The following is a 20458-nucleotide window of genomic DNA, read 5'->3' on the forward strand; positions in this document are numbered from 1 at the left end:
CCATGAGCAAGATCCTTATCCGCGGCGCGAAGGTACTGGGCGGCGAGCCGCAGGACGTCCTGATCGACGGCGAGACCGTCGCGAAGGTCGGCACCGGGCTCTCCGCCGAGGGCGCGACCGTGATCGAGGCCGGCGGACAGATCCTCCTGCCGGGCCTGGTCGACCTCCACACCCACCTGCGCGAGCCCGGCCGCGAGGACTCCGAGACCGTCCTCACCGGCACCCGCGCCGCCGCCGCCGGCGGCTACACCGCCGTCTTCGCCATGGCCAACACCCACCCGGTCGCCGACACCGCCGGCGTCGTCGAGCAGGTCTGGCGCCTCGGCAAGGAGTCCGGCTACTGCGACGTGCAGCCCATCGGCGCCGTCACCGTCGGCCTGGAGGGCAGGAAGCTCGCCGAGCTCGGCGCCATGCACGACTCCGCCGCGGGCGTCACCGTCTTCTCCGACGACGGCAAGTGCGTGGACGACGCCGTGATCATGCGCCGCGCCCTGGAGTACGTGAAGGCGTTCGGCGGCGTCGTCGCCCAGCACGCCCAGGAGCCCCGCCTCACCGAGGGCGCCCAGATGAACGAGGGCGTCGTCTCCGCCGAGCTCGGCCTCGGCGGCTGGCCCGCCGTCGCCGAGGAGTCGATCATCGCCCGCGACGTCCTCCTCGCCGAGCACGTCGGTTCCCGCGTCCACATCTGCCACCTCTCCACCGCCGGCTCCGTCGAGATCGTCCGCTGGGCCAAGTCCCGGGGCATCGACGTCACCGCCGAGGTCACCCCGCACCACCTCCTCCTCACGGACGAGCTGGTCCGCTCGTACAACCCCGTCTACAAGGTCAACCCGCCGCTGCGCACCGAGAAGGACGTCCTCGCGCTCCGCGAGGCGCTGGCCGACGGCACGATCGACATCGTCGCCACCGACCACGCCCCGCACCCCCACGAGGACAAGGACTGCGAGTGGGCCGCCGCCGCCATGGGCATGGTCGGCCTGGAGACCGCCCTCTCCGTCGTCCAGCGGACGATGGTCGAGACCGGCCTCCTCGACTGGGCGGGCGTCGCCGACCGCATGTCCTTCGCCCCCGCCCGCATCGGCCGGGCCGAGGGCCACGGACGCCCCGTCTCACCCGGTGAGCCCGCGAACCTGACGCTGGTCGATCCGGCTTACCGTGGAGTCGTGGACCCCGCGGACTTCGCCTCCCGCAGCCGCAACACCCCGTACGAGGGGCGCGAGCTGCCGGGACGCGTCACCCACACCTTCCTGCGGGGCCGGGCAACGGTCGTGGACGGGAAGCTGGCGTGACACCACTCATCACAATCGCCGCGGGAGCAATCGCCGCGGAGGCCGCCGACCAGAAGTCGGCGGAGGTGACCGACTGGGCCGGACGGCTCGGCTGGGTCGCCGGACTGCTGCTCTTCGTCGCCTTCGTGTACTGGCTGATGCGCCAGGGATGGAAGTGGCGCGGCAGCCTCCAGTCCGGCCTCCCGGAACTGCCCGGAGCGCCGGAGCGGACCGGAGAGGCGCGACTGACCCTCCACGGGCGCTACCACGGCTCCACCACCGCCGGGCAGTGGCTCGACCGGATCGTCGCCCACGGCCTGGGCGTCCGCAGCCGCGTCGAGCTCACCCTCACCGACGCCGGGATCACGGTCGTGCGCCCCGGGGCGCGGGACTTCTTCCTCCCGGCCGCCGCCCTGCGCGGAGCCCGCCTCGACAAGGGCATCGCCGGCAAGGTCCTCACCGAGGGCGGCCTCCTGATCATCACCTGGGAGCACGGCGGCGAACTCCTCGATTCCGGCTTCCGGTCCGACCGCGCGGCGGAGCACGCCGCCTGGGTCGAGACCGTCAACTCCATGACCAACGCAACGGAAGGCGCACGATGACGACCTCCACCAGGGGAGCCGCCCAGGCTCCCGCCGTACTCGTCCTGGAGGACGGCCGCATCTTCCGCGGCCGCTCCTACGGGGCCGTGGGGGAGACCTTCGGCGAGGCCGTGTTCTCCACGGGCATGACCGGCTACCAGGAGACCCTCACCGACCCGTCGTACCACCGCCAGGTCGTGGTCATGACCGCCCCGCACGTCGGCAACACCGGCGTCAACGACGAGGACCCCGAGTCCGGCCGCATCTGGGTCTCCGGCTACGTCGTCCGCGACCCCGCCCGCGTCTCCTCCAACTGGCGCGCCCGCCGCTCCCTCGACGAGGAGCTGGAGCGCCAGGGAGTCGTCGGCATCTCCGGCGTCGACACCCGCGCCCTCACCCGCCACCTGCGCGAACGCGGCGCCATGCGCGTCGGCATCTTCTCCGGCGACGCCTGCGCCGGCGTCCGCGACGAGACCCTGCTCGCCAAGGTCAGGGAACAGCCCGGGATGAAGGGCGCGGACCTCTCCGCCGAGGTCGCCACCAAGGAGACGTACGTCGTCCCCGCGATCGGCGAGAAGAAGTTCACCGTCGCCGCCGTCGACCTCGGCATCAAGGGCATGACGCCGCACCGGATGGCCGAGCGCGGCATCGAGGTCCACGTGCTGCCCGCCACCGCCACCGCCGAGGACGTCTACGCCGTCCGGCCCGACGGGGTGTTCTTCTCCAACGGCCCCGGCGACCCGGCCACCGCCGACGGACCCGTCGCCCTGATGCGGGCCGTCCTGGAGCGGGGGACCCCGCTCTTCGGCATCTGCTTCGGCAACCAGATCCTGGGCCGCGCCCTCGGCTTCGGCACCTACAAGCTGAAGTACGGCCACCGGGGCATCAACCAGCCGGTCCAGGACCGCACCACCGGCAAGGTCGAGGTCACCGCGCACAACCACGGCTTCGCCGTCGACGCCCCCCTCGACGAGGTCTCCGACACCCCCTACGGGCGTGCCGAGGTCTCCCACGTCTGCCTGAACGACGGCGTCGTGGAGGGGCTCCGGCTGCTCGACCGGCCGGCCTTCTCCGTCCAGTACCACCCCGAGGCGGCCGCGGGCCCGCACGACGCCGCGTACCTCTTCGACCGTTTCACTTCCCTGATGGAGGCCGAGCGTGCCTAAGCGCACCGATATCCAGTCCGTCCTGGTCATCGGCTCCGGCCCGATCGTCATCGGCCAGGCAGCCGAGTTCGACTACTCCGGCACCCAGGCGTGCCGGGTCCTCAAGGCCGAGGGCCTGCGGGTGATCCTGGTCAACTCCAACCCGGCCACGATCATGACCGACCCGGAGATCGCCGACGCCACGTACGTCGAGCCGATCACCCCCGAGTTCGTCGAGAAGATCATCGCCAAGGAGCGCCCCGACGCCCTCCTGCCCACCCTCGGCGGCCAGACCGCGCTCAACACCGCGATCTCCATGCACGAGCAGGGCGTCCTGGAGAAGTACGGCGTGGAGCTCATCGGCGCCAACGTCGAGGCCATCCACAAGGGCGAGGACCGCGACCTCTTCAAGGGCGTCGTGGAGGCCGTCAAGGCCAAGATCGGCTACGGCGAGTCCGCCCGCTCGGTCATCTGCCACTCCATGGACGACGTCCTCGCGGGCGTCGAGACGCTCGGCGGCTACCCCGTCGTCGTCCGCCCCTCCTTCACCATGGGCGGCGCCGGCTCCGGCTTCGCCCACGACGAGGAGGAGCTGCGCCGCATCGCCGGCCAGGGCCTGACCCTCTCGCCCACCACCGAGGTGCTCCTGGAGGAGTCCATCCTCGGCTGGAAGGAGTACGAGCTGGAACTGATGCGCGACAAGAACGACAACGTCGTGGTCGTCTGCTCCATCGAGAACTTCGACCCGATGGGCGTCCACACCGGCGACTCGATCACCGTCGCCCCGGCCATGACGCTCACCGACCGCGAGTACCAGCGGCTGCGCGACATCGGCATCGCGATCATCCGCGAGGTCGGCGTCGACACCGGCGGCTGCAACATCCAGTTCGCGATCGACCCGGCCGACGGCCGGATCATCGTCATCGAGATGAACCCGCGCGTCTCCCGCTCGTCGGCGCTCGCCTCCAAGGCGACCGGCTTCCCGATCGCCAAGATCGCGGCCCGCCTCGCCGTCGGCTACACGCTGGACGAGATCCCGAACGACATCACGGAGAAGACCCCGGCGTCCTTCGAGCCCTCGCTCGACTACGTCGTCGTCAAGGCCCCGCGCTTCGCCTTCGAGAAGTTCCCCGCCGCCGACTCCACGTTGACCACCACCATGAAGTCGGTCGGCGAGGCCATGGCGATCGGCCGCAACTTCACCGAGGCGCTCCAGAAGGCCCTGCGCTCCCTGGAGAAGAAGGGCTCGCAGTTCACCTTCGTGGGCGACCCCGGCGACAAGGAGGAGCTGCTGCGCGAGGCCGTCCGCCCGACCGACGGCCGGATCAACACCGTCATGGCCGCCATCCGCGCCGGGGCCACCCCGCAGGAGGTCTTCGACGCCACGAGGATCGACCCGTGGTTCGTCGACCAGCTCTTCCTGATCAAGGAGATCGCCGACGAGCTGGCCGCCGCCGAGAAGCTCGCCCCGGAGATCCTGGCCGAGGCCAAGCGCCACGGCTTCTCCGACGCCCAGATCGCGGAGATCCGCGGCCTGCGCGAGGACGTCGTCCGCGAGGTCCGGCACGCCCTCGGCGTCCGCCCGGTCTACAAGACGGTCGACACCTGCGCCGCCGAGTTCGCGGCCAGGACCCCGTACTTCTACTCGTCCTACGACGAGGAGAGCGAGGTCGCGCCGCGCGAGAAGCCCGCCGTGATCATCCTGGGCTCCGGCCCGAACCGCATCGGCCAGGGCATCGAGTTCGACTACTCCTGCGTCCACGCCTCCTTCGCCCTGAGCGACGCGGGCTACGAGACCGTGATGGTCAACTGCAACCCGGAGACCGTCTCCACCGACTACGACACCTCCGACCGGCTCTACTTCGAGCCGCTCACCCTGGAGGACGTCCTGGAGATCGTCCACGCCGAGACGCTCGCCGGCCCCGTCGCCGGCGTCGTGGTCCAGCTCGGCGGCCAGACCCCGCTGGGTCTCGCCCAGGCGCTCAAGGACAACGGCGTGCCGGTCGTCGGCACCTCTCCGGAGGCCATCCACGCGGCCGAGGACCGCGGCGCCTTCGGACGGGTCCTCGCCGAGGCCGGCCTCCCGGCCCCCAAGCACGGCACCGCCACCACCTTCGCGGACGCCAAGGCCATCGCGGACGAGATCGGCTACCCCGTCCTGGTCCGCCCGTCGTACGTGCTGGGCGGGCGCGGCATGGAGATCGTGTACGACGAGGCCCGCCTGGAGTCGTACATCGCGGAGTCCACCGAGATCAGCCCCACCCGGCCGGTCCTGGTCGACCGCTTCCTGGACGACGCCATCGAGATCGACGTGGACGCGCTCTACGACGGCCACGAGCTGTACCTCGGCGGCGTCATGGAGCACATCGAGGAAGCCGGCATCCACTCCGGCGACTCGGCCTGCGCCCTGCCCCCGATCACCCTCGGCGGCCACGACATCAAGCGGCTGCGCGCCTCCACGGAGGCCATCGCCAAGGGCGTCGGCGTCCGCGGCCTGATCAACATCCAGTTCGCCATGGCCGGTGACATCCTGTACGTCCTGGAGGCCAACCCGCGCGCCTCCCGGACCGTCCCCTTCACCTCGAAGGCGACCGCCGTCCCGCTCGCGAAGGCCGCCGCCCGCATCTCGCTGGGCGCCACCGTCGCCGAGCTGCGCGCCGAGGGCCTGCTGCCCCGGAACGGCGACGGCGGGACCCTGCCGTTCGACGCGCCGATCTCCGTCAAGGAGGCCGTGATGCCGTGGAGCCGCTTCCGCGACATCCACGGGCGCGGCGTCGACACCGTCCTCGGCCCGGAGATGCGCTCCACCGGCGAGGTCATGGGCATCGACTCCGTCTTCGGCACGGCGTACGCCAAGTCGCAGGCCGGCGCCTACGGCCCGCTGCCCACCAAGGGCCGCGCGTTCATCTCGGTCGCCAACCGGGACAAGCGCTCGATGATCTTCCCGGCCCGCGAGCTCGTCGCCCACGGCTTCGAACTCCTCGCCACCTCCGGCACCGCCGAGGTCCTCAAGCGCAACGGCATCAACGCCACGGTCGTGCGCAAGCTCAGCGAGGGAGAGGGCCCGAACGGCGAGAAGACCGTCGTCCAGCTCATCCACGACGGCGAGGTCGACCTCATCGTCAACACCCCGTACGGCACCGGCGGCCGCCTCGACGGCTACGAAATCCGTACGGCCGCGGTCGCGCGCGGCGTCCCGTGCCTCACCACGGTCCAGGCGCTCGCCGCGGCCGTCCAGGGCATCGACGCGCTCCACCACGGCGGCGTCGGCGTGCGCTCCCTCCAGGAGCACGCCGAGCACCTGACCGCGGCCCGCGACTAGCAGCCCGTACGGAGAAGGGGGACACCGACCACCGCGCGGTGTCCCCCTCTTCATGACCGAACAAGGGATATTCCGGACGATGTACAAGCTGTTCTTCCACCTGGTCTTCAAGCGGATGGACCCCGAGAAGGCCCACCACCTGGCCTTCCGCTGGATCCGCCTGGCCGCCCGCGTCCCGGTGCTCCGCACCTTCGTCGCCGCCGCCCTCGCCCCCCGGTACGAGGAGCTGCGGACCGAGGCACTGGGCCTGCGCATGCACGGGCCCTTCGGCCTGGCCGCCGGCTTCGACAAGAACGCCGTCGCCGTCGACGGCATGGCGATGCTCGGCTTCGACCACGTCGAGATCGGCACCGTCACCGGCGAGGCCCAGCCCGGCAACCCGAAGAAGCGCCTCTTCCGGCTCGTCCCGGACCGCGCCCTGATCAACCGCATGGGCTTCAACAACGAGGGCTCCGCCGCCGTCGCCGCCCGGCTCGCCGCCCGCAACCCCGTCTTCCGGACCGTCGTCGGCGTCAACATCGGCAAGACCAAGACCGTCCCCGAGGCCGAGGCCGCCGCCGACTACGTGAAGTCCACCGAGCGCCTCGCCGCCCACGCCGACTACCTCGTCGTCAACGTCTCCTCCCCGAACACCCCCGGCCTGCGCAACCTCCAGGCCACCGCCTCCCTGCGCCCGCTCCTGACCGCCGTGCGGGAGGCCGCCGACCGCACGGTCACCGACCGCCGGGTCCCGCTGCTGGTCAAGATCGCCCCCGACCTGGCCGACGAGGACGTGGACGCGGTCGCCGACCTCGCCCTGGAACTCGGCCTCGACGGCATCATCGCCACCAACACCACCGTCGCCCGCGAGGGCCTCGGCCTGAGGTCCGCGCCCGAGCTGATCAAGGAGACCGGCGGGCTGTCCGGCCGCCCGGTCAAGCAGCGTTCCCTGGAGGTCCTGCGCCGCCTCCACGCGCGCGTGGGCGACCGCCTGGTCCTGATCGGCGTCGGCGGCGTCGAGAACGCCGAGGACGCCTGGCGGCGCATCCTCGCCGGCGCCACCCTCGTCCAGGGCTACAGCGCCTTCATCTACGAGGGCCCGTTCTACGCCCGCGCGATCCACAAGGGCCTCGCCGCGCGCCTCGCCGCCTCCCCGTACGCCACCCTCGCCGAGGCCGTCGGCGCCGACAACCGAAAGGCCGCCCCGTGACCCCGACCCCCTCCTTCGGCGCCCGCCTGCGCTCCGCCATGGACGAGCGCGGCCCGCTCTGCGTCGGCATCGACCCGCACGCCGCCCTGCTGGACTCCTGGGGCCTCGGCGACGACATCGCCGGCCTGGAGCGCTTCACCTTCACCGTCGTCGAGGCCCTCGCCGGCACCGTGGCCGTCTTCAAGCCCCAGTCCGCCTTCTTCGAGCGCTTCGGCTCGCGCGGCGTCGCCGTCCTGGAACGCGCCGTCGCCGACCTGCGCGCGGCGGGCGGCCTGGTCGTCATGGACGCCAAGCGCGGGGACATCGGCTCCACGATGGCCGCCTACGCCGAGGCGTTCCTGCGGAAGGGCTCCCCGCTCTTCTCCGACGCGCTCACGGTCTCCCCGTACCTCGGCTACGGCTCCCTGAAGCCGGCCGTCGACCTGGCCCGGGAGTCCGGCGCCGGCCTCTTCGTCCTGGCCCTCACCTCCAACCCGGAGGGCGGCGAGGTCCAGCGGGCCGTCCGCACCGACGACCCGGCCGGCCGCACGGTCGCCGCGACGATGCTCGCCCACCTGGCCGAGGAGAACGCGGGGGAGACCCCCATGGGCTCCTTCGGCGCGGTCGTCGGCGCCACCCTCGGCGACCTGTCCTCCTTCGACCTGGACATCAACGGTCCGCTCCTCGCCCCCGGCATCGGCGCCCAGGGCGCGACCCCCGCCGACCTCCCCGCCGTCTTCGGCGCGGCGGTCCGCGACGTCGTCCCGAACGTCAGCCGGGGGGTGCTGCGGCACGGCCCGGACGCGACCGCCCTGCGCGACGCGGCGCTCCGGTACGCGGACGAGATCCGCGCGGCCGTCGCCGTGTGACCTCCGTCCGGGTCCCGCCGGCCAATCCGCAGGTCGGAGCGGATCGGGCCCGGTCCGGGGGGTGAGGGGGCGGAGGTTTCGCCCGGTCGTTCCGCTCCTTGACGAAAACTTGGCTCAAAAGCGGGTCGTTATGCCGGAAAAGTCCTGGTCGATCGATGCTGACCAGGACTTTTCCTTCTTTCTCGCTGACTGGAGCGGCCTCGGCCGCTAGTCTCCGGGGCAGAGCAGGCGTTCAGCGACCACTCCGTTGGGCGTCGCTCCACTGGTGTGGGGCACTGGTTCCTCACCGGTCCGTATCCGACAGATCGACATCCGAGGTGACGTAGGCGTGGCTCTTCCGCCCCTTACCCCTGAACAGCGCGCTGCCGCGCTCGAGAAGGCCGCCGCGGCTCGCCGGGAGCGGGCCGAGGTCAAGAATCGACTCAAGCACTCCGGAGCCTCCCTCCAGGAGGTCATCAAGACCGGCCAGGAGAACGACGTCATCGGCAAGATGAAGGTCTCCGCGCTCCTGGAGTCCCTGCCGGGCGTGGGCAAGGTCCGCGCCAAGCAGATCATGGAGCGGCTCGGCATCTCCGAGAGCCGCCGGGTGCGCGGTCTCGGCTCCAACCAGATCGCCTCCCTGGAGCGCGAGTTCGGTTCCACCGGAGCCTGACCTTTCGGGGCATTCCCGGCATGCGGCCTCCTCCCCGCGCAAGCAGGGGTGAACCACTGGAATAATCGCCGCATGGCAGCAGAGGTACGTCCGCGGCTGACCGTGCTCTCCGGCCCCTCAGGGGTCGGCAAGAGCACGGTCGTCGCGCATATGCGCAAGGTCCACCCCGAGGTCTGGCTCTCGGTGTCGGCGACGACACGGAAGCCGCGCCCCGGCGAGAAGCACGGCGTCCACTACTTCTTCGTGACGGACGACGAGTTCGACAAGCTGATCGCCAACGGTGAGCTCCTCGAGTGGGCCGAGTTCGCGGGCAACCGCTACGGCACCCCGCGCGCCGCCGTCCTCGATCGGCTGGACTCCGGCGAGCCGGTCCTCCTGGAGATCGACCTCCAGGGCGCCCGCCAGGTCAAGGACTCCATGCCGGAGTCCCGGCTGGTCTTCCTGGCCCCGCCGAGCTGGGAGGAGCTGGTCCGCCGCCTCACCGGCCGCGGCACCGAGTCGTCCGAGGTCATCGAGCGCCGTCTGGGCGCCGCGAAGGTCGAACTGGCCGCGGAGTCGGAGTTCGACACCACCCTTGTCAACACCTCCGTCGAGGACGTGGCCCGCGAGCTGCTAACGTTGATGCTGTTGACTTCTGGGGAATGATCCCCGGTTCCCAACGGCTTGTCTGATCTTTTTCCATCTTCGGAAGGTAGAGCGTGTCCTCTTCCATCACCGCGCCCGAGGGCATCATCAACCCGCCGATCGACGAGCTGCTCGAGGCCACGGACTCGAAGTACAGCCTCGTGATCTACGCGGCCAAGCGCGCGCGTCAGATCAACGCGTACTACTCCCAGCTCGGCGAGGGCCTGCTGGAGTACGTGGGTCCGCTCGTCGACACCCACGTCCACGAGAAGCCGCTCTCGATCGCCCTGCGCGAGATCAACGCGGGTCTGCTGACGTCCGAGGCCATCGAGGGCCCCGCGCAGTAAGCAGGAAGCGCGCAGCGCTTGCAAGACGTGCCACCACGGGCCCGGCGGAACATCCGCCGGGCCCGTGGTGTCTCATGGAGCCGTACGCATCCGCGTGCGTGTCCGAGTGCGGGATCCGAGTGCGGGGAGTCGTGGAAGTCGTGGCAAAGCCGAAGGTCGTTCTGGGCGTCACCGGCGGCATCGCCGCCTACAAGGCGTGCGAGCTGCTCCGCCGGCTCACCGAGTCGGGCCACGACGTCCGGGTCGTGCCGACCGACTCCGCCCTGCACTTCGTCGGGGCCGCCACCTGGTCGGCGCTCTCCGGCAACCCCGTCTCGACCGAGGTGTGGGAGTCCGTCCACGAGGTGCCGCACGTGCGGATCGGCCAGAACGCCGACCTCGTCGTCGTCGCCCCCGCCACCGCCGACATGCTCGCCAAGGCCGCCCACGGCCTCGCCGACGACCTCCTCACCAACACGCTGCTCACCGCGCGCTGTCCCGTCGTCTTCGCCCCCGCCATGCACACCGAGATGTGGGAGCACCCGGCGACCCGGGAGAACGTGGCGACCCTGCGCCGCCGCGGCGCCGTCGTCGTCGAGCCCGCCGTCGGCCGCCTCACCGGCGTCGACACCGGCAAGGGCCGGCTCCCCGACCCCGGCGAGATCTTCGAGGTCTGCCGCCGCGTCCTCGCCCGGGGCGCCACCGTCCCCGATCTCGCCGGCCGCCACGTCGTGGTCAGCGCGGGCGGCACCCGCGAGCCCCTCGACCCCGTCCGCTACCTGGGCAACCGCTCCTCCGGGAAGCAGGGCTACGCCCTCGCCCGCACCGCCGCCGCCCGGGGGGCCAGGGTCACCCTGGTCGAGGCCAACACCGGCCTGCCCGACCCGGCCGGCGTCGACGTCGTCCGCGTCGGCACCGCCCTCCAGCTCCGCGAGGCCGTCCTCGGGGCCGTCGCCGACGCCGACGCCGTGGTCATGGCCGCCGCGGTCGCCGACTTCCGGCCCGCCGTCTACGCCCCCGGCAAGATCAAGAAGAAGGGCGACGACGGAGCCCCCGTCGTCGAACTCGTCCGCAACCCCGACATCCTCGCCGAACTGGCCGCCGGCCGGGCACTGCCCGGGCAGGTGGTCGTCGGCTTCGCCGCCGAGACCGACGACGTCCTCGCCAACGGGCGCGAGAAGCTGCGCCGCAAGGGGTGCGACCTCCTCGTCGTCAACGAGGTGGGGGAGCGCAGGACCTTCGGCTCCGAGGAGAACGAGGCCGTGGTCCTCGCCGCCGACGGCACCGAGACCCCCGTGCCGTACGGGCCGAAGGAAGCGCTCGCCGAGACGGTCTGGGACCTGGTCCTGCCCCGGCTGCGTCCCACGGTCTGAGACGCGGCCGGAACGATCCGGGGTGCGGCGGGCCGTCGCTCCGCGTCACCCGGGAGGCGGCGGAAAGCGCCTCCTCCCGGGTGATTCACGCCCCGGCGGCGCGGGTATCGGTGCCCCACCGGGGACCGGTTCCGAAACCCGAGAGCATCCGCCGGGCGAGACACCTGGTCCATTGCCCGACCACGACCGATAGACTGTTCGCGGAACGTCGAGGGGCGCAGCCCCCTGCCGGTCCGAGCCAGAGTAGCCAGCAGCCGCTGCAACCCCAGGGAGCGTTGTGTCCCGTCGTCTGTTCACCTCGGAGTCCGTCACCGAGGGACATCCCGACAAGATCGCTGACCAGATCAGCGACACCATTCTCGACGCGTTGCTGCGTGAGGATCCGACCTCGCGCGTGGCGGTGGAGACGCTGATCACGACCGGTCTGGTGCATGTGGCCGGTGAGGTGACCACCAAGGCGTGGGCGGACATTCCCACCCTGGTGCGCAACAAGATCCTGGAGATCGGGTACGACTCCTCGAAGAAGGGCTTCGACGGCGCTTCGTGCGGTGTGTCGGTGTCGATCGGGTCGCAGTCGCCGGACATCGCCCAGGGTGTGGACACCGCGTACGAGAAGCGGGTCGAGGGCGATGAGGACGAGCTGGACCGGCAGGGGGCCGGGGACCAGGGTCTGATGTTCGGTTACGCGTCGGACGAGACGCCGGAGCTGATGCCGTTGCCGGTGCACATCGCGCACCGGCTCTCGCGGCGGCTGACCGAGGTCCGCAAGAACGGGACCATTCCCTATCTGCGTCCGGACGGCAAGACGCAGGTCACCATCGAGTACGACGGTGACAAGGCGGTGCGTCTGGACACCGTGGTGGTGTCCTCGCAGCACGCTTCGGACATTGATCTGGAGTCGCTGCTGGCCCCGGACATCCGTGAGTTCGTCGTCGAGCACGTGCTGGCGCGGCTGGTGGAGGACGGGATCAAGCTGGACACGGAGGGTTACCGGCTGCTGGTGAACCCGACGGGCCGGTTCGAGATCGGCGGTCCGATGGGTGACGCGGGCCTGACCGGCCGGAAGATCATCATCGACACCTACGGCGGGATGGCCCGGCATGGTGGCGGGGCGTTCTCGGGCAAGGATCCCTCGAAGGTGGACCGTTCGGCGGCCTACGCGATGCGGTGGGTGGCGAAGAACGTGGTGGCGGCGGGTCTGGCGGCGCGCTGCGAGGTGCAGGTGGCCTACGCGATCGGCAAGGCCGAGCCGGTGGGTCTGTTCGTGGAGACCTTCGGGACGCACACGGTGGAGCCGGAGCGGATCGAGCACGCGATCGGTGAGGTCTTCGACCTGCGTCCGGCCGCGATCATCCGTGATCTGGACCTGCTGCGCCCGATCTACGCGCAGACGGCCGCCTACGGTCACTTCGGCCGTGGGCTGCCCGACTTCACCTGGGAGCGCACCGACCGCGTCGACGCCCTCAAGAACGCCGCCGGACTGTAAACCCCGGAAGCGCGCGACGGAGCCCGGCACCCCAGGGGGTGCCGGGCTCCGGTCCGTCCGGCCTGTCGGTGGCGTCTGGTAGGTATGGGGCGGTGAGCAGCCAGAACGAGAAGCCCTCCGACGAACCCGAGCAGCTCGCGCTCATCCGCGAGACCGTGCGGAAGGCGAAGGTGCCGCGCGCCAAGCCGCGGACGTGGCGGGGGGCTCCGGTGGCCAAGGAGCTGCCCGTCGCCCGCGTCGTGGTCAACAAGGGGGCGCTCCACCTCGACCAGTTCTTCGACTACGCGGTCCCCGAGGAGCTGGACGGGGCCGCCCGGCCCGGAGTGCGGGTGCGCGTGCGGTTCGGGGCCGGGGCGCACCAGGTGAAGAACGGGCGCCGGGAGGGCGGACGGCTGATCGACGGCTTCCTCGTCGAGCGCCGCGCCACCTCCGATTACTCCGGCCCCCTGGCCGCGCTCGCCGACGTCGTCTCCCCGGAGCCGGTCCTCGGACCGGAACTCCTCGGCCTCGCCCGGGCCGTCGCCGACCGGTACGCGGGCAGCCTCGCGGACGTGCTCCAGCTCGCCGTGCCGCCGCGCAGCGCCCGCGCCGAGAGCCGCCCCTCGCCGGAGCCGCTGCCGCCGCCGCGACCGCCGGAGCCGGGGAGCTGGACGCGGTACGAGCGGGGACCGGCGTTCCTGGAATCCCTCGCGCGCGGCGGGACGCCCCGGGCGGTGTGGAACGCGCTGCCGGGACCCCACTGGGCCGGGGAGATCGCCCGCGCCGTCGCCGCGACCCTCGCCTCGGGCCGGGGCGCCCTGGTCGTGGTCCCGGACGGGCGGGCCGCCGGCCGGGTCGACACGGCGCTGAACGAGGCCCTGGGCGAGGGCCGGCACGTGCTGCTCACCGCCGAGGCGGGGCCCGAGAAGCGGTACGAGCGGTGGCTCGCCGTACGGCGCGGAGCGGTCCGGGCCGCCGTCGGCACCCGGGCCGCGATGTTCGCCCCCGTGCGCGACCTCGGGCTCGTCGTCATCTGGGACGACGGCGACGGCAGCCACAGCGAACCGCACGCCCCGCAGCCCCACGCGCGCGAGGTACTCCTGCTGCGCGCCGCCCACGACCGGTGCGCCTTCCTCCTGGGCGGCACCGGCTGCACGGTCGAGGCCGCCCAGCTCGTCGCGTCCGGCTGGGCCGGGGCGCTGACCGCCGGACGCGAGCAGGTCCGCGCGGCCGCCCCCCTGATCCGCACCGTCGGCGACGGCGAACTCGCCCGCGACGAGGCCGCCCGCGCGGCCCGGCTGCCCTCGCTGGCCTGGCAGACCGTACGGGAGGGGCTGAAGACCGGACCGGTGCTCGTCCAGGTGCCCCGCCGGGGGTACGTGCCGAGGCTGTCCTGCGAGCGCTGCCGCACGCCCGCCCGCTGCCGGCACTGCGCCGGGCCGCTCGAAGCCCCCGGACAGCGGGAGCTGCGCTGCGGCTGGTGCGGCCGGGACGACCCGGACTGGCACTGCGCGGAGTGCGGTTCGGCCCGGCTGCGCGCCCAGGTCGTCGGCGCGCGGCGGACGGCGGAGGAGCTGGGCCGGGCGTTCCCCGCGGTGCCGATCCGCACCTCGGGACGGGACCACGTCCTGGACGTGGTGCCCGGACGGCCCGCGCTCGTCGTCTCCACCCCCGGCGCCGAACCCGTCGCCGAGGGCGGCTACGCGGCCGCGCTGCTGCTCGACGGCTGGGCCATGCTCGGCCGGCCCGACCTGCGCGCCGGTGAGGAGGCGCTGCGCCGCTGGATCGACGCGGCCTCGCTCGTGCGCGGACAGGCCGAGGGCGGCACCGTCGTCGTGGTCGCCGAACCGACCCTGCGCCCCGTGCAGGCGCTCGTGCGCTGGGACCCGGTCGGGCACGCCCGGCGCGAGCTGGCCGAACGCGCCGAGCTGGGCTTCCCGCCGGTCTCCCGGATGGCGGCGGTGACCGGTCCGCCGGAGGCCGTCGAAGGCTTCCTGGCGTCGGCCGGACTGCCCGCCGACGCCGAGGTCCTGGGTCCGGTGCCGCTGCCCGTGGTCCGTCCCGGGGCGGCCCGCCGCCCCGGTGACCCGCCGCCGGGCGAGCAGTGGGACCGCGCCCTGGTCCGGGTTCCGCCCGGGAGCGGGGCGGCCCTGGCGGCCGCGCTCAAACAGGCCCGGGCGGCCCGCCTCGCACGCGGCGGCGGGGACCCCGTGCGCATCCGGGTGGACCCGCCGGACATCGGCTGACGCGCCGCCCCCGTCCGGGCGCGAGACGGCCGCCCGGGTCCCCTGCGGGGCGGGCGGCCGTCGTGTCTCGTGGACCGGGCGTGGCGTCAGACGTTGCGGGGTGCGGGGAGGACGGACGGGCGAGGGTCCTCGCGGAAGGCGGAGCCGCCCGAGGAGGGCTGCGGCGGCATCGAACGGGCGGCGGGGACCGTCGGAACGGGACGGGTGTCGTCCGGCTCCGGGTGCTCCTGCTGCACGGGAGCGCTCTGCCGGGACGCCCGGCGGGCGCCGTAGCGGCGGTGGACGGCCTGCTTGGTGACCCCGAGCGCGGAACCCACCGCGTCCCACGAGAACCCGAGCGAGCGGTCGAAGTCGACCGCCGCCGTCACCAGGGTCTCGACGCTGTCCCGCAGCTCCTGGGCGAGGCGTACGGTGGGGGCGGGCGCGCGCCCGTAGACGACGAAGCCCGTCGACGGGCCGGAGCGGCGAGGGCGGTAGACATTGCCCAGCTGGGCCGTGAGCGTGCGCAGCGCGTCCACCTGCCGCCGGACCCGCTCGATGTCCCGCACGAGCAGGTGCAGACTCGCCCGGGCTTGGGCGTCGTGGGTTGCGTGGTCGGCCATGTGAAAGCCTCTCGAACCGGCGTTTGATGGGGCGGGCCACGAGGGGGAACGGCGGCCCGTTTGGGTCAATCTCCCTTGACCAACGCGCCACGGGGAGTTGGGTCACGCTACGGGGGCGTATACGCACGCGCGAGGGGCGCCCGCCCTCCCGTACGCCCCCTCCGCCGGACACCGCCGGACACCGCCGGACACCGCCGGACACCGCCGGACACCGCCGGACACCGCCGGACACCGCCGGGCTCCCCGGGCGGACGACGCCGCTTCCGGCCCACGCCCTAGACTGGTGCGTCGCCCCAACGCCCCCGGAGAGACAGGCAGTCGCCATCCATGAAGCTCGTCTTCGCAGGCACCCCCGAGGTCGCCGTTCCCGCCCTGGACGCCCTGCTCGCCTCCGGGCGGCACGAGGTGGCCGCCGTGGTCACCCGTCCGGACGCCCCGGCGGGACGCGGCCGGCGGCTCGTCGCCAGCCCGGTGGCCCAGCGGGCGGAGGAGGCGGGGATCGAGGTCCTCAAGCCGGCCAGGCCCCGCGACGAGGACTTCCTCGCCCGGCTGCGGGAGATCGCGCCGGACTGCTGCCCGGTCGTCGCGTACGGCGCGCTGCTGCCCAGGGTCGCCCTCGACGTCCCGGCCCGCGGCTGGGTCAACCTGCACTTCTCGCTGCTGCCCGCGTGGCGCGGCGCCGCGCCCGTGCAGCACGCGCTGATGGCGGGCGACCAGGTGACGGGCGCCTCCACCTTCCTCATCGAGGAGGGCCTGGACTCGGGGCCGGTCTACGGCGTCGTCACCGAGGACGTCCGCCCGACCGACACCAGCGGCGACCTGCTCACCCGGCTGGCCTTCGCCGGCGCCGGGCTGCTCGCCGCGACCATGGACGGCATCGAGGACGGCACGCTCCGCGCCGTCCCGCAGCCCGCCGAGGGCGTCACCCTCGCCCCGAAGATCCAGGTGGAGGACGCCCAGGTGGACTTCGCCGCCCCCGCGCTGCGGGTGGACCGGATGGTGCGCGGCTGCACCCCCGCCCCCGGCGCCTGGACCGTCTTCCGGGGCGAGCGCCTGAAGCTGATCCAGGTCGCCCCCCTGCCGGACCGCACCGACCTGGCCCCCGGCGAGCTGTCGGCGGGCAAGAACAACGTGTACGCGGGCACCGGCTCGTACGCCGTCGAACTCCTCTGGGTCCAGCCGCAGGGCAAGAAGCCCATGAAGGCCGCCGACTGGGCCCGGGGCGTGCGGATTGCCCCCGGGGAGCGGCTGGGCGCGTAGCCCCGGAGCGCGGGCGGGGCCAGGGCCCGCAGCGGCCCCGGGTACGGCCGGGGTCGCTGCGGACGTAGGCTGGAAGGGTTCGACCCCGTCATTTCGTCACGCGGAGCACCTTTGAGCGAGCAGGCACGTCGCCGTCCCCACAAGCCCTACCGGAAGCCGAAGAAGGACCCCGTCCGGATGCTCGCCTTCGAGGCGCTGCGGGCGGTGGACGAGCGGGACGCCTACGCGAACCTGGTGCTGCCGCCGCTCCTGAGGAAGGCCCGCGAGGGCGGCGACTTCGACGGCCGGGACGCGGCCCTCGCGACCGAGCTGGTGTACGGGACGCTGCGCCGCCAGGGCACGTACGACGCGATCGTCGCCGCCTGCGTCGACCGGCCGCTGCGCGAGGTCGACCCGCCCGTGCTCGACGTGCTCGCGCTCGGCGCGCACCAGCTGCTCGGGACCCGCATCCCCACCCATGCCGCCGTCTCCGCCAGCGTCGAGCTGGCCCGGGTGGTCCTCGGCGACGGACGGGCCAAGTTCGTGAACGCCGTGCTGCGGAAGATCTCCCAGCACGACCTCGACGCCTGGGTGGAGCGGGTCGCCCCGCCGTACGACGAGGACCCCGAGGACCACCTCGCCGTCGTCCACTCGCACCCCCGCTGGGTCGTCTCCGCCCTCTGGGACTCGCTCGGCGGCGGCCGCGCGGGGATCGAGGACCTCCTGGAGGCGGACAACGAGCGCCCCGAGGTCACCCTCGTCGCGCGCCCCGGCCGCTCCACCACCGAGGAGCTGGCCGGGGCCACCGAGACCCTGCCGGGCCGCTGGTCCCCGTACGCCGTGCGGATGGCCGAGGGCGGCGAGCCCGGTGCCATCGAGGCGGTGAAGGAGGGACGGGCCGGCGTCCAGGACGAGGGCAGCCAGCTCGTCGCCCTCGCCCTCGCGAACGCGCCCCTCGACGGTCCCGACGCCCGCTGGCTCGACGGCTGCGCGGGCCCCGGCGGCAAGGCCGCGCTCCTCGCCGCCCTCGCCGCCGGGCGGGGTGCCGCGCTCCTCGCCTCCGAGAAGCAGCCGCACCGCGCCCGCCTGGTCGAGCGCGCCCTGGCCGGGAACCCCGGCCCGTACCAGGTGATCGCCGCCGACGGCACCCGTCCGCCGTGGCGCCCCGGCTCCTTCGACCGGGTCCTGATGGACGTGCCGTGCTCCGGGCTCGGCGCCCTGCGCCGCCGCCCCGAGGCCCGCTGGCGCCGTCGCCCCGAGGACCTGGACGGCTTCGCCCCGCTCCAGCGCGCCCTGCTCACCGAGGCGCTGGGCGCGGTCCGCGTCGGCGGCGTCGTCGGGTACGCGACCTGCTCGCCGCACCTGGCCGAGACCCGGGTGGTCGTCGACGACGTCCTCAAGAAGACCGGCGGTGCCGAGCTGATCGACGCCCGCCCGCTGCTGCCCGGCGTCCCCGCGCTCGGCGACGGACCGGACGTCCAGCTGTGGCCGCATCTGCACGGTACGGACGCCATGTACCTGGCGCTGCTGCGCCGTACCGCCTGATCCCGGGCCTCCCACCCTTCGATCACCCGACCGCAATATCCCGGTCTGTACAGGTCCCGGGCCCATCGGTTCGTACCGATTCGGGTCCGGGCCCGCATCGAAACCGCCCGGCGGCAAAGAACCGCCCAAGAACGTGGGAGGCTTGGCCCATGGCGCAGATCAACCCCAGCATCCTGTCCGCGGACTTCGCCCGGCTCGCCGAGGAGGCCAAGGCCGTCGAAGGCGCCGACTGGCTGCACGTCGACGTGATGGACAACCACTTCGTGCCCAACCTGACGCTGGGCGTGCCGGTCGTGGAGGCCCTCGCCCGGGCCACGGAGACCCCCCTCGACTGCCACCTGATGATCGAGGAACCCGACCGCTGGGCCCCGCAGTACGTGGAGGCGGGCGCCGGGTCGGTGACCTTCCACGTCGAGGCGGCGGCGGCCCCCGTGCGGCTGGCGCGGGAGATCCGGGCCAAGGGCGCCCGCGCCTCGATGGCGCTGAGGCCGGCCACGCCCGTCGAGCCGTACGAGGATCTTCTCCCCGAACTCGACATGCTGCTGATCATGACCGTCGAGCCCGGCTTCGGCGGTCAGGCGTTCCTCGACATCATGCTGCCCAAGATCCGCCGCACCCGCGAGCTGATCTCCAAGCACGGTCTGGAGCTGTGGCTCCAGGTCGACGGCGGGGTCGCGGAGTCCACGATCGAGCGGTGCGCCGAGGCGGGCGCGGACGTCTTCGTCGCGGGCTCGGCGGTGTACGGAGCGGCCGACCCGGCCGCCGCCGTCGCCTCGCTGCGCCACCGCGCCGAGACCGCGACGGCCTCCGCCGCGTGGGCGTGTGGCCACGGAGTCTCCGGCAGGTGAACGCGGCCCGTCGGGCCGTCGGCAGGACTGATCAAGGCACGTCGTTTCTGACAGGATGAACAGCGGGTCCGGAGGGTGAACGACTTCGGGTCCGTGAACAGCGGTACGTGCGCAAGCGGTACGTGAACAGCAGTGAGGAGATCGCGGTGGCGGGTATGTCGGCGGGACGGTCAGCCCTGCGGATGGGCCCCGCGGAGCTGGTGCAGGCGGCGGCCATGGCCCGCCGCTTCTACCTGGAGGGCAAGTCCAAGATCCAGATCGCCGAGGAGTTCGGCGTGAGCCGTTTCAAGGTGGCCCGGGTCCTGGAGACCGCCCTGGAGCGCGACCTCGTGCGGATCGAGATCCGTGTGCCGGCCGAGCTGGACGCCGAGCGCTCCGACGCGCTCCGCGCCCGCTACGGCCTGCGCCACGCCGTCGTCGTCGAGTCCCCGGCGGAGGGCGAGGACGAGTCGCCCGACCCGGAGAACCTCGGCGAGGTCGCCGCCGACCTGCTCGGCGAGCTGGTCACCGAGGGCGACGTCCTCGGCCTGGCCTGGGGCCGCTCCACCATCCACATGGCGGCGGCCCTCGACCGCCTGCCTCCCTGCACGGTCGTCCAGCTCACCGGGGTGTACGACGCCGGGACCGCCGAGCGCGGCTCCGTCGAGGCCGTCCGCCGGGCCGCCCAGGTGTCCGGCGGCGAGGCCCACCCGATCTACGCCCCCATGCTGCTTCCCGATCCCGCGACGGCCGCCGCGCTGCGCGGCCAGACGGGCATCGCGCGGGCCTTCGACTACTTCGACAAGGTGACCGTCGCCTGCGTCTCCATCGGTTCCTGGGAGCCGGGCATCTCGACCGTCCACGACATGCTCTCCGACGAGGAGCGGGCCCACTACGCCTCGCTCGGCGTCGCCGCCGAGATGTCCGCGCACCTCTTCGACGCCGACGGGCGCCGGGTCGGCCGCGACCTGGGCGAGCGCTGCATCACCGTCGAGGCGGACCGGCTGCGCCGCATCCCCGAGGTCGTGGCCATCGCCGGCGGCCAGCGCAAGGCGGCGGCGATCGGCGCGGTGCTCCGCTCCGGACTCGTCACCAGCCTGGTGACCGACCGCGCCGCGGCGGACTACCTGCTCACCGAGTCCAGCCCGGGCACCCACCCGGCACTCGACCGGACGGACCCCGACGGCGACTGAGCGCAGGGCGCGC

The 20458-nt window shown here is 73.1% G+C and carries 17 protein-coding genes; 16 read left to right on the forward strand and 1 reads right to left on the reverse strand.

What is annotated here, in order from left to right; translation table 11 throughout:
* The first annotated feature begins 2 nt into the window (after nucleotides 1–2).
* The 12 genes from ACZ6AQ_RS20015 (at nucleotide 3) to ACZ6AQ_RS20070 (ending at nucleotide 15039) form a co-directional block, all read left to right on the forward strand.
* Nucleotides 3–1289: a dihydroorotase gene (locus tag ACZ6AQ_RS20015; RefSeq protein WP_468760936.1), complete on the forward strand. Its 1287-nt coding sequence runs from the start codon at nucleotides 3–5 to the stop codon at nucleotides 1287–1289.
* Entirely contained in the window at nucleotides 1286–1870 is a 585-nt protein-coding gene (locus tag ACZ6AQ_RS20020) for a PH-like domain-containing protein (protein ID WP_468760937.1), read from the forward strand. Before ACZ6AQ_RS20015 ends, ACZ6AQ_RS20020 begins: the two co-directional genes overlap by 4 nt.
* A complete protein-coding gene (gene carA, locus ACZ6AQ_RS20025) occupies nucleotides 1867–3015 on the forward strand; it encodes a glutamine-hydrolyzing carbamoyl-phosphate synthase small subunit (protein ID WP_468760938.1) in 1149 nt (382 codons plus the stop codon). The genes ACZ6AQ_RS20020 and carA overlap by 4 nt, the downstream gene beginning before the upstream one ends.
* Nucleotides 3008–6316: a carbamoyl-phosphate synthase large subunit gene (carB, locus tag ACZ6AQ_RS20030; RefSeq protein ID WP_468760939.1), complete on the forward strand. Its 3309-nt coding sequence runs from the start codon at nucleotides 3008–3010 to the stop codon at nucleotides 6314–6316. The genes carA and carB overlap by 8 nt, the downstream gene beginning before the upstream one ends.
* A gap of 79 nt (nucleotides 6317–6395) precedes the next feature.
* Nucleotides 6396–7505, forward strand: coding sequence for a quinone-dependent dihydroorotate dehydrogenase (locus tag ACZ6AQ_RS20035; RefSeq protein WP_468760940.1), 1110 nt, complete (start codon nucleotides 6396–6398; stop codon nucleotides 7503–7505).
* A complete protein-coding gene (pyrF, locus tag ACZ6AQ_RS20040; protein ID WP_468760941.1) occupies nucleotides 7502–8353 on the forward strand; it encodes an orotidine-5'-phosphate decarboxylase in 852 nt (283 codons plus the stop codon). The genes ACZ6AQ_RS20035 and pyrF overlap by 4 nt, the downstream gene beginning before the upstream one ends.
* A gap of 328 nt (nucleotides 8354–8681) precedes the next feature.
* Nucleotides 8682–9005: an integration host factor gene (locus tag ACZ6AQ_RS20045; protein ID WP_030008746.1), complete on the forward strand. Its 324-nt coding sequence runs from the start codon at nucleotides 8682–8684 to the stop codon at nucleotides 9003–9005.
* Between the two features lie 72 nt (nucleotides 9006–9077).
* On the forward strand, nucleotides 9078–9650 hold the full coding sequence (gene gmk / locus ACZ6AQ_RS20050) for a guanylate kinase (RefSeq protein ID WP_468760942.1): 573 nt from the start codon (nucleotides 9078–9080) through the stop codon (nucleotides 9648–9650).
* Between the two features lie 53 nt (nucleotides 9651–9703).
* Nucleotides 9704–9976, forward strand: a complete 273-nt coding sequence (gene rpoZ, locus ACZ6AQ_RS20055; RefSeq protein WP_005319902.1) for a DNA-directed RNA polymerase subunit omega — start codon at nucleotides 9704–9706, stop codon at nucleotides 9974–9976.
* A gap of 140 nt (nucleotides 9977–10116) precedes the next feature.
* Entirely contained in the window at nucleotides 10117–11328 is a 1212-nt protein-coding gene (gene coaBC / locus ACZ6AQ_RS20060) for a bifunctional phosphopantothenoylcysteine decarboxylase/phosphopantothenate--cysteine ligase CoaBC (RefSeq protein ID WP_388698556.1), read from the forward strand.
* 277 nt (nucleotides 11329–11605) lie between these two features.
* On the forward strand, nucleotides 11606–12814 hold the full coding sequence (gene metK / locus ACZ6AQ_RS20065) for a methionine adenosyltransferase (RefSeq protein WP_468760943.1): 1209 nt from the start codon (nucleotides 11606–11608) through the stop codon (nucleotides 12812–12814).
* 92 nt (nucleotides 12815–12906) lie between these two features.
* Nucleotides 12907–15039 carry a primosomal protein N' gene (locus tag ACZ6AQ_RS20070; protein ID WP_468760944.1) on the forward strand — a complete coding sequence of 711 codons (2133 nt, stop codon included), beginning with the start codon at nucleotides 12907–12909 and terminating at the stop codon, nucleotides 15037–15039.
* 86 nt (nucleotides 15040–15125) lie between these two features.
* Here ACZ6AQ_RS20070 and ACZ6AQ_RS20075 read toward each other — a convergent pair whose 3' ends face one another.
* Entirely contained in the window at nucleotides 15126–15641 is a 516-nt protein-coding gene (locus ACZ6AQ_RS20075; RefSeq protein ID WP_468760945.1) for a hypothetical protein, read from the reverse strand.
* A gap of 327 nt (nucleotides 15642–15968) precedes the next feature.
* Here ACZ6AQ_RS20075 and fmt point away from each other — a divergent pair, with 327 nt between their 5' ends.
* The 4 genes from fmt to ACZ6AQ_RS20095 all read left to right on the forward strand — a co-directional run bounded on the left by fmt (nucleotide 15969) and on the right by ACZ6AQ_RS20095 (nucleotide 20445).
* Entirely contained in the window at nucleotides 15969–16901 is a 933-nt protein-coding gene (fmt, locus tag ACZ6AQ_RS20080; protein WP_468760946.1) for a methionyl-tRNA formyltransferase, read from the forward strand.
* 111 nt (nucleotides 16902–17012) lie between these two features.
* On the forward strand, nucleotides 17013–18425 hold the full coding sequence (locus tag ACZ6AQ_RS20085; protein WP_468760947.1) for an RsmB/NOP family class I SAM-dependent RNA methyltransferase: 1413 nt from the start codon (nucleotides 17013–17015) through the stop codon (nucleotides 18423–18425).
* Nucleotides 18426–18574: 149 nt separating this feature from the next.
* Nucleotides 18575–19273, forward strand: coding sequence for a ribulose-phosphate 3-epimerase (gene rpe / locus ACZ6AQ_RS20090; protein ID WP_468760948.1), 699 nt, complete (start codon nucleotides 18575–18577; stop codon nucleotides 19271–19273).
* Nucleotides 19274–19428: 155 nt separating this feature from the next.
* Nucleotides 19429–20445 (forward strand): sugar-binding transcriptional regulator, encoded by a 1017-nt coding sequence (locus tag ACZ6AQ_RS20095; RefSeq protein ID WP_468761017.1) that lies wholly within the window; start codon nucleotides 19429–19431, stop codon nucleotides 20443–20445.
* The last annotated feature ends 13 nt before the right edge of the window (nucleotides 20446–20458 follow it).

It is taken from the genome of Streptomyces sp. NPDC041191 (assembly GCF_055591945.1).